Source organism: Amycolatopsis sp. NPDC051371 (genome assembly GCF_040682155.1).
Taxonomy (GTDB): Bacteria; Actinomycetota; Actinomycetes; order Mycobacteriales; family Pseudonocardiaceae; genus Amycolatopsis.
Genome location: NZ_JBFBAG010000015.1, coordinates 61,255 through 78,121, shown reverse-complemented (window position 1 = coordinate 78,121; position 16,867 = coordinate 61,255). Strand labels below are relative to the sequence as shown.

Below are 16,867 nucleotides of genomic sequence, written 5' to 3'. Positions count from 1 at the left end.
CGGAAAGTGTCGTACCCGTGCGGCAGAGTGGTGGCATGGACGACGTTCTGCACGAGCGCGTGCGGGAAATCATCGAGTCGGTGCCGGCCGGCACGGTCGCGACGTACGGCGACATCGCGGCGCTCGCCGGCGCGCCCTCACCGCGGATGGTCGGCGCCATCCTGGCCGAGGACGGGCACGACCTGCCGTGGCACCGGATCCTGCGCGCGAACGGGACACCGGCGCCGCACCTGGTGCACGACCAGCTCGAACGGCTGCGCGTGGAGGGCGTGCTGGCCGACGGTCAGCGCGTCGACCTGCGGAAGTACCGCTGGAAGCCTGACGGTGACGAAGATCCCGGTGAGGAGGGACTGTTCTGACGCCTGATTTTTAGGTTAGCCTCGCCTAATGACGACGCAGGTGGAGAGACCGGCCCTGACGTACCACCGGGCCCAGGTGACCGCGGTCCGGCCGGTGACGCCGCACATGGTGCGCGTGACGTTCGAGTCGGCGAGCTTCCGCGAAGTCCCGGCCGGGGCGCCCGACCAGTACGTCAAGGCCTTCTTCCCGCGGCCCGGCCAAGAAGCGCCGGAGCTGCCGGAGACGGGCTCCGACGTCCTGTCGTGGTACCGCACGTACCTGGCGATGCCCGACGACGTCCGCCCGCCGATGCGCACGTACACGGTGCGGGCGCACCGCCCGGCGTCGGCGGAGATCGACGTCGACTTCGTGCTGCACGGCGACACCGGCCCGGCTTCGGCGTGGGCGTCGCGCGTGACACCGGGCGACCGCGTGGCGTTCCTCGGCCCGCACGGCCTGTACGACCTGCCCGCCGAGGCCGACTGGCAGCTGCTGGTCGGCGACGAAACGGCGTTGCCGGCGATCGGCGCGATCATCGAGCAGCTCCCGGCCGGCACGCGCGCTTCGGCGTACATCGAGGTCTCGGAGCGCGAAGAGCGTCAGACGTTCGAGACGCGCGGAGCGGTCGAAGTCCACTGGCTGCTTCGCGGGTCGCGGCCGATGGGAGAGGCGCTGCTGGAAGCGGTACGGACAGCAACCTTCCCCGGCGGAGCGCCGTACGCGTGGGTGTCGGGCGAAGCGGGTGTCGTGAAGCTGGTGCGGCGGCACCTGGTGCGGGAGCGGGACGTCGACAAGCGGCGGATCTGCTTCACCGGCTACTGGCGCGCGGGGATCAGCGAAGAGGCGGCGAGCCGGGAGGCGGTCCGCGCGGCCGAAGCGGGCGAAGTCCCGGCCGACGAGGACTGAAGTGCAACCCTGAGGTTGCACCGCGCCCTCTGATGTGCAACTCTGGTGTTGCACATGAGAGGAGAACCTCATGATCAGTGACACCATCGAACGCGAGATCGTGATCGCCGCGAAGCCGGACAAGGTCTGGCCGCTGGTGGCCGAGCCCGGGTTCTGGGCGACCGACGACGAAACCGTCCGGGGCACCCTGGCCGAGGAAGGTCAGACCCTGGTCGTCCGGCACTCGGAACACGGCGAGTTCCCGTTGCGCGTGGAGAAGGTCGACCCGCCGCACTACCTGGCGTACCGCTGGGTGAGCGCGTTTCCCGGCGAGGAACTGCGCGAGGGCAACTCGACGCTGGTCGAGTTCACCCTGACTCCCGACGGCGACGGCACCCGGCTGCGCGTGGTCGAGAGCGGCTTCGCCGCGCTGCCGACGTCCGACGAGAACCGCGTCAACGTGGTCAAGGACCACACCGCGGGCTGGGCGCAGTGCCTTCCCGCGCTGGCCGCCCGCGCCGGATGACCGGCCACGACGTCGTCGACGGCGTCCTGGCCGCCCTGGCCGATCCGACGCGCCGCCGGCTGCTGGACCTGCTCGCCGCGCACGGCCAGGCCACCGCGACGACCCTGGCGGGCGGGCTGCCCGTGTCGCGCCAGGCGATCGTCAAGCACCTCACCGTCCTCGACGCGGCCGGGCTGGTGAGCAGCGTCAAGATCGGCCGCGAAGTCCGCTACGGCGTTCGTCCCGAAGCCCTCGACGCGACGGCCCGCTGGATGGCCGCACTCGCCGCCGACTGGGACCGCCGGCTGGCGAAGATCAAGCGAATCGCCGAACAAGGCTGAACCCCGTTGGGAGTTCTCATGTCTGTCGTTGCGCTACCCCCTGCCCGTTTCACGCCGAAGCAGCGCACCGCCCTGGTCGTGCTGCTCGGCGCGGGCTTCCTCCTGTCCATCGACTTCTCGATCTTGAACGTCGCGTTGCCGCAGGTCGGCGCGGGTGTCGGGCTCGACGTCGGCGCACTGCCCTGGGTCAGCACGGCGTTCGTGCTGCCCGCGGCCGGGTTCACGCTGGTGTGCGGCCGCCTCGCGGACCTGCTCGGGCGCCGCCGGTTGTTCCGGTCCGGCATGGCGCTGCTGGCCGCGGGGTCGCTGCTGGGCGGTTTCGCCGCGACCCCGGAACTGCTGCTCACGGCCCGCGCGCTGCAGGGCTTCGCCACCGCGATGACGCTGCCCGCGGCGCTGTCCCTACTGACCACGACGTTCGCCGAAGGAGCCGGGCGCGAGCGCGTCCTCGGTCTCAACGGCGCGCTGCTCTCCGGCGGCTTCACCGTCGGCGCCCTGGCCGGCGGCACGCTCGTCGACCTGCTGAGCTGGCGCGCGGCGTTCTTCGTCAACGTCCCGGTGGCCGCCGCGATCCTGATCGCCTCGCGAGTCGTGGCGGAGTCGACGCGGCCCGGGCGGACGCGGCCGGACCTGCCGGGCGCGGTGACGGTCAGCGGCGGTCTGCTGGCGCTCGTCTACGCGGTCATCGCATCGAGTCTCGTGGCGGCGATCACCGCGGTCGTGCTGCTGGTCGCCTTCGCGATGGTCGAACGACGCTCGCCCGCCCCGCTGGTGCCGCCGCGGATCCTGGCCCGCCGCACGGTGAAGTGGGGCAACTTCGGCGGCCTGGTCCTCTTCGCCGTAGAACCCGCGGTGATCTACCTGACCACGCTTTACCTGCAGCGGGTCCTGGGGCTGTCGCCGCTGGTCACCGGCCTCGTCTTCGGGGTCCCGGGCCTGGCCTCGGTGGCCGCCGGCGTGCTCGCCGGGCGGGCCGTCGGGCGCTTCGGCAGCCGGGTTCTCCTGGTCGCCGGGCTCGTCGTGCAGGCGCTGGCCACGCTGCCGCTGGTGTTCCTCGGCCCGGACCGCACGGCCTTGCTGATTCTGGTTCCCGCTCTGTTCGTGGGGTTCTTCGGGCACGTGTCCGCGATCGTGGCGTTCACGGTGACCGCGACGTCCGGGCTGCCCGACGAGGAGCAGGGCCTGGCCACCGGGCTGACGTCGATGACCCAGCAGGTCGGGATCACCGTCGGCATCCCGATTCTGAGCGCCGTCGCCGTACACGGCGGAACCCACCTCGCGCTGGGCGTCGCCGCGGCCGCGACGCTCGCGAGCGCCGTCCTGATCACCGTCAAGCTGAAGGAGCCGTGATGGACATCGTCGACCGATCCACCTTCCAAATCGAGCTGGATCGCTTGCGCACCAGGGAAAAGGCCCACACCCGCGAAGGCGACGCGATCGCCGCGGCCCGGCGGCGCCTGCCGGTCGTCGAGGTCGACGCCACGCTCGAGCTGCTCGGCCCCGACGGGCCGGTCACCCTGCTCGACGCGTTCGAAGGCCGCCGTCAGCTCATCGCGTACTACTTCATGTGGAACCCCGGCCGGCCCGCGGCGGAGCAGTGCGAGGGTTGCACGTTCTACGCGAACCAGGTCGCGGAACTGGCCAGCCTGCATTCGCGGGACATCACGTACGCGGTGTTCTCGCAGGGCCGCAACGTCTCCACCGAACCGGCCGACGCACGGACGTCGTACGCGGAAAGCTTGCGCTACCGGAGTTTCATGGACTGGCAGATGCCGTGGTACTCGGCGCAGCCGTCCCTGGACACGTTGCTGGTCGGGCGCGAGATCGGCTTGTTCCACCTCGTCTGCTACCTGCGGGACGGCGACCGCGTCTTCGAGACGTACTGGACGAAACGCCGTGGCGTGGAAGCGATGGACTACAGCTACGCGCTGATGGACCTGACGCTGTTCGGCCGTCAGGAGTCCTGGGAGGACTCACCGGAGGGGTGGCCGCTTCTGCCCACCCCCTAGGACCGACGCCCCGCCTCACCCAGGGGGGCGTGCCCTGCTCCAGTCTATCGGCCCACCCACCCACAAACGGGTGACGAGGCAAATCTGTGGATAGCCGAACCCGATGTGGACAACTCGCGCCGTAAGCCGCCTATTCGCTTGACAGCGACGCCCCGAGTGTCGTGACCAGAAGCTTCACCAAGGCGCCGAGGCGTTGCCGCTCCGGCTGCAGCGTCTCGACGCCGACGGCCTCCAGCGGCGCCGCCGTCACCGGGCCGACGCACGCGACCACGAGCGGGCCGCGCAACCTCTCCAGCAGCTGCTGGTAGCGGCCGGACGTGCGGGCCAGGGTCAGGAAGTTCGCCGCCGCCGGGGCGCTCGTGAAGGCGATCGCCCCCAGCTCGCCGGCCACGACCGCGTCGATCAGCTCGTAGACCGGTGTCACGTCCGGCGGCGACGTCCACCGGTACGGCTGCACCTCCACCAGCCAGGCGCCGGCCTCCACCAGCGGCGCCGTGAACTCCGGCAATGGCGTCCCGTGCAGCTGGACGGCCGTCCGCTGCCCGAGCACTCCCGCCGCCGCGACGGCCTCGAACAGCTCGGCGTTGGACTCCGACTCGGCCGAGAACGTCTCGCGCAGGCCGGCGCCGCGGACCGCGCCCACCGCCTTGGGCCCGCGCGCGTAGATCCGCGATTCCCGCAGGCGGTCGAGCAGCGGCTGCCGGAGTCCCCAGCCCTCGGCCGCGTCGAGCCAGCCGCGGAAGCCCGCGCCCGTCGTCACGACCGTGATGTCGACCGGAGACATCACGAGCTTCAGGGTGGCGTCCTTCAACTCGGGGTCGCCGTCCAAGGGCACGATGGTGATCGTCGGGGCGTGGCGGACGTCGGCGCCGTGGCGTTCGAGCGCTCCGATGAACTCCTCGGCCCGGCGCTCGGCCGTCACGCCGATCGCGATCCCGTCCAGCTCACCCATAGAACGCACCCATCCGCTCGATCGCTTCGGCCAGCTCCGCCCGCAGGTCCGCCGGTTCCAGGACCTCCAGGTGCGACCCGAACCGCAGCAGCTCGCCGATGGCCGGTTCGCCCGGCTCCACCGGCAGCTCCACGGTGAGCCAGCCGTCCGCGTCCGGCTCGCCGGTGGCCGCGCGCAGCGCGCGGGCGCCGACGGAACCCGCGTAGAACGGTACGAGAGCCTGCGCCCGCGGCGACAGCCGCACCACGGCGACGCGCGGGAACATCCGGCGTTCGAACTGCTCGGACCACTCCTGCCAGTACGCCGCCAGGTCGAACCCGGCGGGCCGCTCGAACTCCTCGCCGAGGTCGGTCAGCTCCAGCACCCGCGAGATCCGGTAGGTGCGGTCGGTGCCCTCGCAGCGGCCGGCGAGGTACCAGTTGCCCGCCTTCAGGATCAACCCCAGCGGCTCGACGTCCCGCTCGACGACGCGCTGGCCCCACCGTTCGTAGCGGATCCGGATCCGGTGCGACGACCACACGGCGTCGGCGATCGCCGACAGCGCCGGCAGGCTTTCGATGCCCCGGTGCCAGCCGGGGACGTCCAGGTAGAACCGCTCGGCGACGCGTCCCGCGCGGTCTCGCAGCTCCTGCGGCAGCGCCGCGTACAGCTTGAGCTGCGCCGCGGCCAGCACGGTGCCGAGACCCAGCTCGGCCGCGGCCACCGGCAGCCCGGCCAGCGACAGCGACTGGGCCTCCTCCTCGGTCATCCCGGTGAGGCGGGTGCGGTAGCCGTCGACCAGGCGATACCCGCCGGTCCGGCCGCGATCGGCGTACACCGGGACGCCGGACGCCGACAGCGCGTCGATGTCCCGGTAGACCGTCCGCACCGAGACCTCGAGCTCCTCGGCCAGCTCTTCGGCCGTCATCCGCCCGCGGTTCTGCAGCAGGAGGAGGACGGACAGGAGCCGGCTGGCGCGCATGAATGTCAGTTTGGCAGAAATACCTGACACAAGCTGACAGGTATGCCCGGCAGGGTGGTCCCCATGAACGCATTCACCATGAAGAACTGGGAAGAGAACATCGTCAGCGGCGCCTCGGATGGACCGCGGGTCGCGTACGCGCACGCCACGATGGCCTACGACGGCGTCATCGAGGGTGAGTCGATCTGCGATCTCCTGCTGTACTACGCGGGCGAAGGCTACGAGAGTGGCACGACGACGTCGCCGAGCTTCGAGCGCTTCGAGGGCAAGGTCGACGGTCGCGAAGGGACGTTCGTCGTGAAGCACGAGTTCACGTTCGACGCGCAGGGCATCGCGTCGACGTTCAGCGTCGTGCCGGGCTCCGGCACCGGTGCGCTGGCGGGACTCACCGGGAGCGGCACCGTCGGTGGCGCGATGGGTGAGGAGAAGATGGGGTACACCTTCGAGTACACGTTCTAGGAGTCGCACGTGGACCGTCGTCAGGTACTCGCCTACCGCATCGCCGAGCACGGGCTGCACCGGTCCGCGAAGGACGTCGCCGACCTCGCAGTCGTCCGGGCCGGGCTGCAGGACAGCATGCGCGACACCGCGCTGCTCGCTCTCGTGGCCCGGCTCGACGCACCCGCGGCGCCGGTCGACGACCCGCGGCTCGTGCTCGCGTGGACGTTGCGGGGCGCGCCGCACTACCACCTGGACCTCGCCGAGGTGACGCGAGCGCTGGTGCCCCTCGACGACGCGGACGCGCTGGCCCGGATGCTGTGGCAGCGCAAGGACCTGGCAGCGACCGGCCTCGCGGCGGCCGACGTGGTCTTCACGGCGGCCGCGGCCCTCCGTGCCGTCGTCACGAAGGAGATGACGAAGGGCGCGGTCAGCACGGCGGTGACGAAGAAGCTGCCGCCGGAGTTCTCCCGCTGGTGCCGCGGCTGCAACGCGACGCACATCCAGGAGCAGCTGATGCGCATCGCGGCGCCGCACGCGGGTGTCCGCCTGGTCGCCGGCGCTTCCCCGGCGACGTTGGCGCCCCTCGAGGGACGCGGCCGGATGCGTCGCACCCCCGACGTCGCCGCCGCGACTTCGGTGGTCGAGTCGTACCTGCGGCTCAACGGGCCGGCGTCGCCGGGGGAAGCGGCGGAGTTCGTCGGGACGGCGCGAGCGGTCGTGGACAAGACGTGGCCGTCGGACCTGGCCTCGGTCGACGTCGAGGGGAAGAAACGGTACCTGCCCGCGGACCGGCTGAAGGCCTTGGAGAACCCGTCGGAGCCGGACGTCGTGCGGTTGCTGCCGCCGCTGGACCCGTTCATCCAGGCGCGGGACAAGGCGCTGCTGGTCCCGGACCCCGCGCGGCGCAAGGAAGTTTGGAAGATGCTGGGCAACCCGGGAGCCCTGCTGGCGGACGGCGACATCGCGGGCACGTGGCGGACGAAGGGCAGCGGCGCGAAGCTGGCGTTCACGGTGACGGCGTTCGACCCGCTGCGCCCGGGAATCCGCGAGGACGCCGAGGCGGAGGCGGCCCGGGTGGCGGCGGCACGGGGATTCGAGAAGTACGCGGTCACCTGGGTCGGCTGACGCGGCCGACCCCCGCCCTCCCTGGGGGGGCGTGCCCTTGTCCAGCGTACCGCCGCGGCCGGACAAAAATGCGCGGACCAGCCCGGAGCCGCGAAGTTGTCCACATCCGGCGAAGCCTGTGTGCAACTCAGGCGTCCACGGCCAGTCGGTAGCCGCGCTTCACCACCGTCTGCACTACCCGCCCGCCTCCCAGGGACGTCCGCAGCCGGCCGATCGCCGTCTCCACCGCGTGCTCCTCCCCTCCGCCGGGCAACGCCGAGATCAGTTCGCGCCGCGACACCACCCGCCCCGGGGAAGCCGCCAACGCCCGCAACAACGCCATCGGCGCCGGGGCCACCTCGCGCCACTCGCCGTCCACCACCGCCGACTGGCCGCGCAGCTCGATCGACAGCCCACCCGCCGAGAACCGCGGCGACCGCGCCAGCAGCGTTTCCGACACGGTCCGGGCCAGCGCCCCGATCCGGGCGCGGTGCGGCTGCACCGTGGGCACCCCCAAAGCCGCCAGCGGGCCGGCCGTGATCGGGCCGACGCACGCCGCGACGACCGGGCCCGACAACGCCGAGACCAGCCCCGGCAGCCGGCCCGTGCGGCGGGCCAGCGCCACCAGCGAAGCCACCGCCGGGGCGCTCGTGAACGGCAACGCGTGGATCGACCCGTCGAGCACCCCGTCGAGCAGCCGATCCACCGGGCCGGGGTCCACCGGGCCGACCCAGCGGTACACCGGGACCTCGATGACCTCCGCCCCGGCCGCGCGCAGGGCGTCCACGAAGTACGGCAGCGGCTCGCCGTGCAGCTGCACCGCGATCCGCTTGCCCGAGACGCCCGAAGAAATCAAGTGCTGCAACAACTCCGCGTTGCTCTCCGACGCCGGCGAGTACGCCTCCGAAAGACCGGCCGCCCGAATCGCGCCAGTCACCTTCGGCCCGCGCGCCAGCAGCGCGGACGACGAAAGGTGCGACAGCAGAGCGTCGCCCAGACCCCAGCCCTCGGCCGCCTCGAGCCAGCCGCGGAAGCCGATGCCCGTCGTCGCCACCACGGCGTCCACCGGCGACTCGAGCAGCGCCGACGTCGCCGCGCGCAGCTCCGTGTCGTCGGTCAGCGGCACGATCCGGATCGCCGGGCCGTAGCGGACGCTCGCCCCCTTGCGCACCAGCAGCGCGCCGAGCTCGTCCGCCCGGCGCGCCGCGGTGATGCCGACCACGAACCCGGTCAGCGGCAGGATCACGGGCTCTCCACTTCGACCACGCCCTCTCGCACGCGCACCTCGTACACCGGAACCGTCACACCCTCGGCGTCCAGGCACTGTCCACTGTCGAGCGCGAACCGTTCCTTGTAGACGGGCGAGGCGACCACCGGAACCCCACCCGCGTCGCCGACGATGCCGCGCGAAAGCACCGCAGCGCCACTGCACGGGTCCCAATTGGACAGTGCGTACCAGCGATCGCCGGGCAGATGGAAGATCGCCACCTGCACGCCGCCGTCGAGCAGTGCCGCCACTCCCGCGTACTCGGGCACCGCGCCGGCGGCGCAGACCGCCGTCCAGGTCCGAACCGACGTCGTCATCGCCGCACCTCCGGAACTCCCAGCATCACAGGCACTTTCTGCTCCCGCTCCGAGCGGAACGAGATGGCCGGGTCGGGTGCGCCCGGCGCGTTGACGAACGAGGTGAACCGGGACAGCTTCTCCGGGTCCTCGAGGACGCCCTTCCACTCGTCGGCGTAGTTGTCGACGTGCTTGGCCATCGCCGCGTCGAGGTCTTCGCAGATGCCGAGCGAGTCGTCGACGATCACCGCGCGCAGGTGGTCGAGGCCACCGTCGAGCTCCTCGATCCACGGCGCCGTCCGCTGCAGCCGGTCGGCCGTGCGGACGTAGAACATCAGGAACCGGTCGATGGTCCGGATCAGCGTCTCGGTGTCCACATCGGACACGAGCAGGTCGGCGTGCCGCGGCGTCGTGCCGCCGTTGCCGCCTACGTAGAGGTTCCAGCCGTTCTCGGTGGCGATGATGCCGAAGTCCTTGCTCCGCGCCTCCGCGCACTCCCGCGCGCACCCCGACACCGCCGACTTGAGCTTGTGCGGCGACCGCAGCCCGCGGTAGCGCAGCTCCAGCTCGATCGCCAGCCCGACGCTGTCCTGCACGCCGTAGCGGCACCACGTCGACCCGACGCACGACTTCACCGTGCGCAGCGCCTTGCCGTACGCGTGCCCGGACTCGAACCCGGCGTCGACCAGCTTGCGCCAGATCAGCGGCAGCTGGTCCACGGTGGCCCCGAACAGGTCGATCCGCTGACCGCCGGTGATCTTGGTGTACAGCCCGAACTCCTGCGCCACCTGGCCGATGACGATCAGCTTCTCCGGCGTGATCTCGCCGCCGGGGATCCGCGGGACGACCGAGTACGTGCCGTTGCGCTGCAGGTTCGCCAGGTACCGGTCGTTGGTGTCCTGCAGCGTCATCTGCTCGCCGCCGAGCACGTGCCCGTTGCCGAGGGTGGCCAGGATGGACGCGACCGCCGGCTTGCACACCGCGCAGCCGCTGCCCGAGCCGTAGCGGCCGATCAGCTCGCTGAACGTCGTGATCCGGGCGGCCTGGACGATCTCGAACAGCTCCGCGCGCGACTGCGGGAAGTGCTCGCACACGGCCTTCGACTGCTCGACGCCGCACGCCGTCAGCAGCTTGCCGAGCAGTGGGACGCACGAGCCGCACGCGGTGCCGGCGCGGGTGCAGGCCTTCAGCTTCGGGACGGTGTCGCAGCCGTCCTCGTGGATCGCGCGGGTGATCGCCCCCTTGGACACCGCGTTGCACGAGCAGATCTGCGCTGCGTCCGGCAGCGCGTCGACGCCGACCGCGGCACCGCCGCCGGCCGGGGCGAGGATCGCGCCCGGCTCGGCCGGCAGCGGACGGCCGACCAGCGCACGCAGCGTGTTGTACTCGGTCGCGTCGCCGACGAGCACGCCGCCGAGCAGCGTCTTGCCGTCGTCGGTGACCACGAGCTTCTTGTACGTGCCGGCGACGGCGTCGTTGACGGCGACTTCCAGCGCGCCTTCGGTCTGCGCGTGCGCGTCCCCGAAGGAAGCGACGTCGACGCCCATCAGCTTCAGCTTCGTGGACGTGTCCGGCTCCGGGAACTCCCCGGACCCGCCGGTGAGCTGGGCGGCGACGATCTCCGCCATCGCGTAGCCGGGCGCCACGATGCCGTACACGCGACCGTCGACGGCCGCGCACTCGCCGATCGCGTACACCGCCGGATCGCTGGTCCGGCACGAAGTATCGGTCAGCACCCCGCCCCGCGGGCCGACGGCCAAACCGGACTGCCGGGCGAGGTCGTCGCGCGGCCGGACACCGGCGGAGAACACGACCAGGTCGACGTCCAGCTCGGTGCCGTTGCCCAGCTTGGCCAGCAGCCGGGAGCCGTCGGCCTCGATCGCGTCCGTCGACGTTCCCGTGTGGACGGTGACGTCCAGCCCGCTGATGAGCCGCCGCAACAGCGAGCCGCCGCCTTCGTCGACCTGCAAGGGCATCAGCCGCGGCGCCATCTCGACGACGTGCGGCGAGAGTCCCATGTCCCGCAACGCCTTCGCGGCCTCCAAGCCGAGCAGGCCACCACCGATGACGACGGCCGAGCGCCGCCCGCGTCCCGGCTTGTCGACGGCCGCCGCGCGGATCGCGTCGAGGTCCTCGATGGTCCGGTAGACGAAGCAGCCGGGCAGGTCGTGGCCGGGCACCGGCGGCACGAACGGCCGCGAGCCGGTGGCCAGCACCAGCGCGTCGTAGGACACCGACGCCCCGGACGCAGCGGTGACCGTGCGAGCGTCCCGGTCCACCGAAACGGCCAGCTCGCCTAGCCTGAGGTCGACGTGCGGGTCACCCGCGTAGTCCGATCCGGGCAGCGCCAGCGCGGCCGGGTCCCAGGTGTCCACATAGGACGTCAAGGCCACCCGGTCGTACGCCGGGCGCGGCTCTTCGGACAGGACGACGACCTGCCAGTTCCCCGAAGGGTCTTCCGCACGCACCGCCTCCACGAGCCGGTGGGCGACCATGCCGTGTCCGGCGACGACCAGGGTGGGCATCTCAGACCTCCGCTCCCGCGAGCGCCAGACCGCGCTCACTCGTGGGCTGTTCGGCGGGCTTGCGCAGGTAGACCGCCCAGGTGACGGCGAAGCACAGCCCGTAGAAGACCAGGAACCCGACGAAGGCGGGCACGCCGCTCTTCGCGTCGGCGAACGACTGCCGGAACGCGAGGTTGATGAACAGGCCGCCCTCGGCGCCGATCGCGCCGGCCAGGCCGATCAGCGCACCCGACAGCCGTCGCGCCTTGAGCAGCTCGGCCGCCTCTTCGGCGCCGTTCGCGATCGCCGTGCGGGCTTTCGCGCGGAAGATCGCCGGGATCATCTTGTACGTCGAGCCGTTGCCGACGCCGGTGAGCACGAACAGCACGATGAAGGCGACCGTGAACAGCGTCAGGGACTTCGACGTCGACGCCAGGATCAGCACGACCGTGGCCAGCGCCATCCCGATGAACGTGAAGAAGGTGATCTTGCCGCCGCCGATCCGGTCGGCCAGCCACCCGCCCGCCGGCCGCGAGAGCGAGCCGAGCAGCGGGCCGAGGAACGTCACCGCGGCGGCTTGCAGCGGGGTGCGGCCGAACTGGTTCTGCAGCACCAGGCCGAACGCGAAGCTGTAGCCGATGAACGAGCCGAACGTGCCGACGTAGAGGAACGACATCACCCAGGTGTGCGGGTCCTTGACGACCTCGCGCATCGCCTTGGTGTCGCCCTTCACCGTGGCGAGGTTGTCCATGTAGAAGTACGCGCAGAGCGCCGCGACCACGATCAGCGGGACGTAGACGTAGAGCACGATCCGCGGCGCGGTCGCGCCCGCGGTGCCGATCACCAGGAGCCCGACCAGCTGGATCGCGGCGACGCCGAGGTTCCCGCCGCCGGCGTTGAGGCCGAGCGCCCAGCCCTTGTGCTTCTCCGGGTAGAAGGTGTTGATGTTCGTCATCGACGACGCGAAGTTGCCACCGCCGACCCCGCCGAGGGCCGCGACCAGCAGGAACGTCCCGAGCGACGTCCCGGGGTGCAGGACGATGGCCGCCAGGGTCGTCGGGATGAGCAGCAGCGCCGCGCTGACGACCGTCCAGTTGCGACCGCCGAACTTCGCCACGGCGAACGTGTAGGGCAGCCGCATCAGGCCGCCGATCAGCGTCGGCGTCGAGACGAGCAGGAACTTGTCGGCCGCGGAGAACCCGTACTGCGGCCCCATGAACAGGACGATGACCGACCACAGTGTCCAGACCGAGAAGCCGATGTGCTCGGCCAGCACGGAGAACCAGAGGTTGCGGCGGGCGATCTTCTTCCCGGTCGCTTCCCAGAACTCCTCGTTCTCCGGTTCCCAGTGCTCGATCCAGTGCTTGCCTTGGTGCGCCACGGTGTTCTCCTCAGTGCGGGTCGGTTCGGTCATTGCGCCGCGAGCCAGTTCGCGATGCCGCCGACGGTGTCCGTGCACCCGCCGCAGCCCGTCGTCGCTCGCGTGGCCCGCGCCAGTGCGGGAGTGTCGGTGGCCCCGGCTTTCCAGGCTTCGATCAGCCGGCCCTTGGTGACGTTGTTGCAGCGGCAGATCACCGCCGCCGCGGGCAGGTCGGCCGGGCTGGCCGCCGGGGCGCTGCCGGTCGGCAGCGCACGGCCCAGCAGGACCGCGAGGCGGTCGTCGGGCAGCAGCGTGCCGCGGTCGTGGAACTGGGTGATCGACGCGGCCGCGTCGGGCAGGCCCAGCAGGATCGCGCCGGTGACGCGGTTTTCGCGGACGACGAGCTTGCCGTACCGCCCGCCGGTGGGGTCGTTGAAGGTCAGCACCTCGACGTCCGGGGCGCCGGCCTCGAGCTGCGTCTCGCCCAGCGCGGCGAGGTCGATGCCGCGGGCCTTGAGCCGGGTGACGGCCGTCGTGCCGCGGTAGCGGGCGGCCGCGTTCGTGCCGGTCAGGACGTCGGCGAGCACCTCGGCCTGCTCCCACGCCGGCTGGATCAGCCCGGCCGGGGCCCCCGGGTGGCGGGCGCAGTCGCCCAAGGCGTGGATGCGGCCGTCGCTGGTGCGCAGCACGTCGTCCACGAGGATCCCCATGTCGACGTCGAGGCCGGCGTCGGCGGCCAGGCTCGTCTCGGCGCGGACGCCGGCGGCCACCACGACCAGGTCGGCCGGGACGAGCGTGCCGTCGTCGAGCTTGAGGCCGTCGCCGGGCAGGTAACGGGCGGCGGTGGCACCGAACCGGAACGTCACACCCATGTCGGTGAGCTGCCGGGCCAGCACGTGCCCGGCGGCCGGGTCGAGCTGGCGTTCCATGACGTGCCCGAGCGGGTGCACGACGGTCACCTGGTTACCGCGCCCGGCCAGGCCGCGGGCGGCTTCGAGGCCGAGCAGGCCGCCGCCGAGCACCGCAACCGGCGCGCCGAAGCGAGCGGCGTCGAGGATCTTGGCGCAGTCGTCGAGGCTGCGGAAGGCGACCACGCCCGGCCCGGCTTCGAGGCCTTCGACGGGCGGGATCCACGGGTTGGCGCCGGTGGCCAGCACGAGCGCGTCGTAGTCCACGGTGGAACCGTCGCCGAGTTCGACGCAGCGCTTCTCGCGGTCGATCCGGGTGACGTCGACGCCGAGCCGCAGGTCGATGTTGTGGCGCGCGGCCCATTCGTCGTCGTGCAGGCGGACGCTTTCCGCGCTCATCCCCCCGGCGACGACGGCGGACAGCAGCACCCGGTTGTAGGCGGCGTGTTTTTCGGCGCCGAGCACGGTCAGGCGGACCCGCTCGGCGATCGGGTCGCGACGGCGGATCTCGTCGGCCAGCCGGGCGCCGGCCATGCCGTACCCGACGATGACGACTTCACGGGGGCTCATGCGGCACCATCCACAGTAGACAGGGAAACGGCACACACCTTGAACTCCGGCATCCGGCTGACCGGGTCGAGCGCCGGGTTGGTGAACAGGTTCGCGCGCTGCTCACCGGGGAAGTGGAAGGGCAGGAAGACGAGGTCGGGCTTGAGCGACTGGACGAACCGGACGCGTGCGACCGTCTCGCCACGGCGCGACCGGACCTTCGCCTGGTCGCCTTCTTCGAGCCCCGCGCGCTTGGCCGTGTCGGGGTGGACCTCGACGAACGCCTCCGGGACGACGTCGTTCAGCTCTTGGATGAGCCGCGTCTGCGCACCCGACTGGTAGTGCTGCAACACGCGTCCGGTCGTGGCCTGCAGCGGGAACTCGTCGTCCGGCAGCTCGGCGGGGCCGGTGTGCTCGACCGGCACGAACCGCGCGCGGCCGTCTGGGTGGGCGAAGGCGTCGAGGAACATCCGCGGGGTGCCGGGGTGGTCGGTCTCCGGGACCGGCCAGTGCAGGGCCTCTCCGTCGCGCAGGCGGTCGTAGCTGACACCGGAGTAGTCGGCGATCCCGCCCTTGGACGCGACCCGCAGCTCGTCGAACACCGTCTCCGCGTCGGTCGGGAACCGACCGGCCGGTTGCCCGAGCCGCTCGGCGAGTCCGTTGAGGACGTCCAGATCGGACCGAACGCCGACCGGCGGGTCGATGGCTTTGCGTCGCAGCAGGATCCGGCCCTCGAGGTTGGTGAGCGTCCCGTCCTCCTCGGCCCATTGCGTGACCGGCAGGACGACGTCGGCCATGGCCGCGGTCTCCGACAGCACGAAGTCGGCAACGACCAGCAAGTCCAAAGCGGACAGCCGATCTTGGACGCGTTCCGACCGCGGCGCCGAGACGACGACGTTGCTGCCGAACACCATCAGCGCCTTCGGGCCCTCATCGGTGCCCAGCGCGTCCAGCAGCTCGGTGGCACTCCGGCCGGGTCCGGGCAGGCTGTCCGGGTCGACGCCCCAGACGCCGGCGACGTACTCGCGCGCGGCCGGGTCGTCGAGCTTGCGATAACCGGGCAACTGGTCGGCCTTCTGGCCGTGCTCGCGGCCGCCCTGGCCGTTGCCTTGGCCGGTGAGACAGCCGTAGCCGGAACCCTCGCGGCCGGGCAGGCCCAGCGAGAGGGCGAGGTTGATCCAGCCGCCGACGTTCGCGGTCCCGGTGGCGTGCTGCTCGGTACCGCGGGCGGTGAGGATGTAGGCGTTACGGGCGTTGGCGAGCTTCGCGGCGGCGAGGCGCATGTCGGCGGCCGAGACGCCGGTGACGCGCTCGGCGCGTTCCGGCCACCACGACGCGGCGATCCGCCACATGGCGTCGAAGTCACCGGTTCGCTCGTCCACATAGGACTGATCGAGATAGCCGCCTTCGACGACTGCGTGCAGGATGCCCAGCGCCAGCGCGAGGTCCGTGCCCGGCGCAGGGGCCAGGTGGAGGCTCGCCAGCTCGGCGGTCGGGGTGCGCCGCGGGTCGACGACGATGAGGTCGGCGCCCCGCAGGTGCTGGGTGAACGGCGGCATCGTCTCGGCCGGGTTCGCCCCGGCGAGCAGCACGACGTCGGCGTTCTTGAGATCCGTGACGGGGAACGGCATCCCGCGGTCCGCGCCGAAGGCCTTGATCCCCGCCGCGGCGGCCGAGGACATGCAGAAGCGGCCGTTGTAGTCGATCTGCGAGGTGCCGAGCGCGACCCGGGCGAACTTGCCGAGCAGGTAGGCCTTCTCGTTGGTCAGCCCGCCGCCGCCGAAGACCGCGACCGCATCGGGCCCGTGGTGTTCCTGCAGGTCGGCGAGCTTCCGGGCGACGAAGTCGAGAGCGAAATCCCAGCTGACGGGCTCGAGCGCGCCGTCGACGCGGATCATCGGGGTGGTCAGCCGCCGCGGCGAGCGGAGGAGAGACCCGGAGGTCCAGCCCTTCTGGCACAGGCCGCCGGCGTTCACCGGGAAGTCCCGCGGCGTCACGCGGACGCCGTCGAGGCGCATCCCGCACTGCAGCGCGCAGTACGGGCAGTGGGTGTCGACCTGCGGCACGGGCACCTCCTCGGCGGTTCGGGGATTGCCCTGACGCTAAGGAGGCCGTGTTACTCGGAATCGACCGAATGTTTCAGGCAGTTGACATTACGGCGGTGTGTCCGCCGCCCGCCCGGTGAGATCCGCGTCCACGGACCGGGACCCAGGAGGTCAGCGGCGCTTTGCCCGAGGTGACGCCGGACCTTGCGACGTCGGTCACAAGGGTCCCCAGCCGAGAATCTCGCCGGGCCGCAGCCCGGCGTCCACTTCGGCGAAGGCGAGCTGCCGCAGGGCGCGGCGGGAGAGGTAAGGGATCTTGGCCGGCGGCGGCCCCGCGACGTCGAGTCGGCGGGTGCGGCGCAGGCTTCCGGGGCGCCTACGCGGCATGGCCCTTTCGGTAA

Annotated in this window: 17 protein-coding genes; 8 read left to right on the top strand and 9 right to left on the bottom strand. The window is 71.7% G+C overall.

Annotated features, from left to right (window positions below):
* Nucleotides 1-35: 35 nt before the first annotated feature.
* The 6 genes from AB0M59_RS20020 to AB0M59_RS19995 all read left to right on the top strand — a co-directional run bounded on the left by AB0M59_RS20020 (nt 36) and on the right by AB0M59_RS19995 (nt 4,079).
* Complete coding sequence (locus tag AB0M59_RS20020) at nt 36-359, top strand: MGMT family protein (protein ID WP_364616966.1); 324 nt, start codon at nt 36-38, stop codon at nt 357-359.
* Nucleotides 360-387: 28 nt separating this feature from the next.
* Nucleotides 388-1,245 (top strand): siderophore-interacting protein, encoded by an 858-nt coding sequence (locus AB0M59_RS20015; RefSeq protein WP_364616964.1) that lies wholly within the window; start codon nt 388-390, stop codon nt 1,243-1,245.
* Between the two features lie 70 nt (nt 1,246-1,315).
* On the top strand, nt 1,316-1,750 hold the full coding sequence (locus AB0M59_RS20010) for an SRPBCC domain-containing protein (RefSeq protein WP_364616962.1): 435 nt from the start codon (nt 1,316-1,318) through the stop codon (nt 1,748-1,750).
* Nucleotides 1,747-2,070, top strand: a complete 324-nt coding sequence (locus AB0M59_RS20005) for a metalloregulator ArsR/SmtB family transcription factor (RefSeq protein WP_364616960.1) — start codon at nt 1,747-1,749, stop codon at nt 2,068-2,070. The genes AB0M59_RS20010 and AB0M59_RS20005 overlap by 4 nt, the downstream gene beginning before the upstream one ends.
* 18 nt (nt 2,071-2,088) lie before the next feature.
* Nucleotides 2,089-3,420, top strand: coding sequence for an MFS transporter (locus AB0M59_RS20000; RefSeq protein WP_364616958.1), 1,332 nt, complete (start codon nt 2,089-2,091; stop codon nt 3,418-3,420).
* A complete protein-coding gene (locus tag AB0M59_RS19995) occupies nt 3,420-4,079 on the top strand; it encodes a DUF899 family protein (protein ID WP_364616956.1) in 660 nt (219 codons plus the stop codon). The genes AB0M59_RS20000 and AB0M59_RS19995 overlap by 1 nt, the downstream gene beginning before the upstream one ends.
* Before the next feature lie 130 nt (nt 4,080-4,209).
* Here AB0M59_RS19995 and AB0M59_RS19990 read toward each other — a convergent pair whose 3' ends face one another.
* Together AB0M59_RS19990 and AB0M59_RS19985 are read right to left on the bottom strand one after the other, a co-directional pair.
* Nucleotides 4,210-5,031 carry a uroporphyrinogen-III synthase gene (locus AB0M59_RS19990; RefSeq protein WP_364616954.1) on the bottom strand — a complete coding sequence of 274 codons (822 nt, stop codon included), beginning with the start codon at nt 5,029-5,031 and terminating at the stop codon, nt 4,210-4,212.
* Complete coding sequence (locus tag AB0M59_RS19985) at nt 5,024-5,992, bottom strand: YafY family protein (protein ID WP_364616952.1); 969 nt, start codon at nt 5,990-5,992, stop codon at nt 5,024-5,026. The genes AB0M59_RS19990 and AB0M59_RS19985 overlap by 8 nt, the downstream gene beginning before the upstream one ends.
* A 63-nt stretch (nt 5,993-6,055) precedes the next feature.
* Between AB0M59_RS19985 and AB0M59_RS19980 the strand changes: the two genes are divergently transcribed.
* Both AB0M59_RS19980 and AB0M59_RS19975 read left to right on the top strand, forming a co-directional pair.
* The gene (locus AB0M59_RS19980) at nt 6,056-6,451 is read left to right on the top strand and encodes a DUF3224 domain-containing protein (protein WP_364616950.1); all 396 of its coding nucleotides are present in this window, start codon (nt 6,056-6,058) and stop codon (nt 6,449-6,451) included.
* Between the two features lie 9 nt (nt 6,452-6,460).
* Complete coding sequence (locus AB0M59_RS19975) at nt 6,461-7,558, top strand: crosslink repair DNA glycosylase YcaQ family protein (protein WP_364616948.1); 1,098 nt, start codon at nt 6,461-6,463, stop codon at nt 7,556-7,558.
* A gap of 127 nt (nt 7,559-7,685) precedes the next feature.
* Here AB0M59_RS19975 and AB0M59_RS19970 read toward each other — a convergent pair whose 3' ends face one another.
* The 7 genes from AB0M59_RS19970 to AB0M59_RS19940 all read right to left on the bottom strand — a co-directional run bounded on the left by AB0M59_RS19970 (nt 7,686) and on the right by AB0M59_RS19940 (nt 16,853).
* Nucleotides 7,686-8,783 (bottom strand): uroporphyrinogen-III synthase, encoded by a 1,098-nt coding sequence (locus AB0M59_RS19970; RefSeq protein ID WP_364616947.1) that lies wholly within the window; start codon nt 8,781-8,783, stop codon nt 7,686-7,688.
* Entirely contained in the window at nt 8,780-9,121 is a 342-nt protein-coding gene (nirD, locus tag AB0M59_RS19965; protein WP_364616945.1) for a nitrite reductase small subunit NirD, read from the bottom strand. The genes AB0M59_RS19970 and nirD overlap by 4 nt, the downstream gene beginning before the upstream one ends.
* Complete coding sequence (nirB, locus tag AB0M59_RS19960; protein ID WP_364616943.1) at nt 9,118-11,625, bottom strand: nitrite reductase large subunit NirB; 2,508 nt, start codon at nt 11,623-11,625, stop codon at nt 9,118-9,120. Before nirB ends, nirD begins: the two co-directional genes overlap by 4 nt.
* Before the next feature lies 1 nt (nt 11,626).
* Nucleotides 11,627-13,018: a nitrate/nitrite transporter gene (locus AB0M59_RS19955; protein WP_364616941.1), complete on the bottom strand. Its 1,392-nt coding sequence runs from the start codon at nt 13,016-13,018 to the stop codon at nt 11,627-11,629.
* On the bottom strand, nt 13,015-14,442 hold the full coding sequence (locus AB0M59_RS19950; RefSeq protein WP_364616939.1) for an FAD-dependent oxidoreductase: 1,428 nt from the start codon (nt 14,440-14,442) through the stop codon (nt 13,015-13,017). Before AB0M59_RS19950 ends, AB0M59_RS19955 begins: the two co-directional genes overlap by 4 nt.
* Nucleotides 14,439-16,487, bottom strand: coding sequence for a molybdopterin-dependent oxidoreductase (locus tag AB0M59_RS19945; protein WP_364616937.1), 2,049 nt, complete (start codon nt 16,485-16,487; stop codon nt 14,439-14,441). The genes AB0M59_RS19950 and AB0M59_RS19945 overlap by 4 nt, the downstream gene beginning before the upstream one ends.
* 195 nt (nt 16,488-16,682) lie before the next feature.
* Entirely contained in the window at nt 16,683-16,853 is a 171-nt protein-coding gene (locus AB0M59_RS19940; protein WP_364616935.1) for a hypothetical protein, read from the bottom strand.
* Nucleotides 16,854-16,867: the final 14 nt, after the last annotated feature.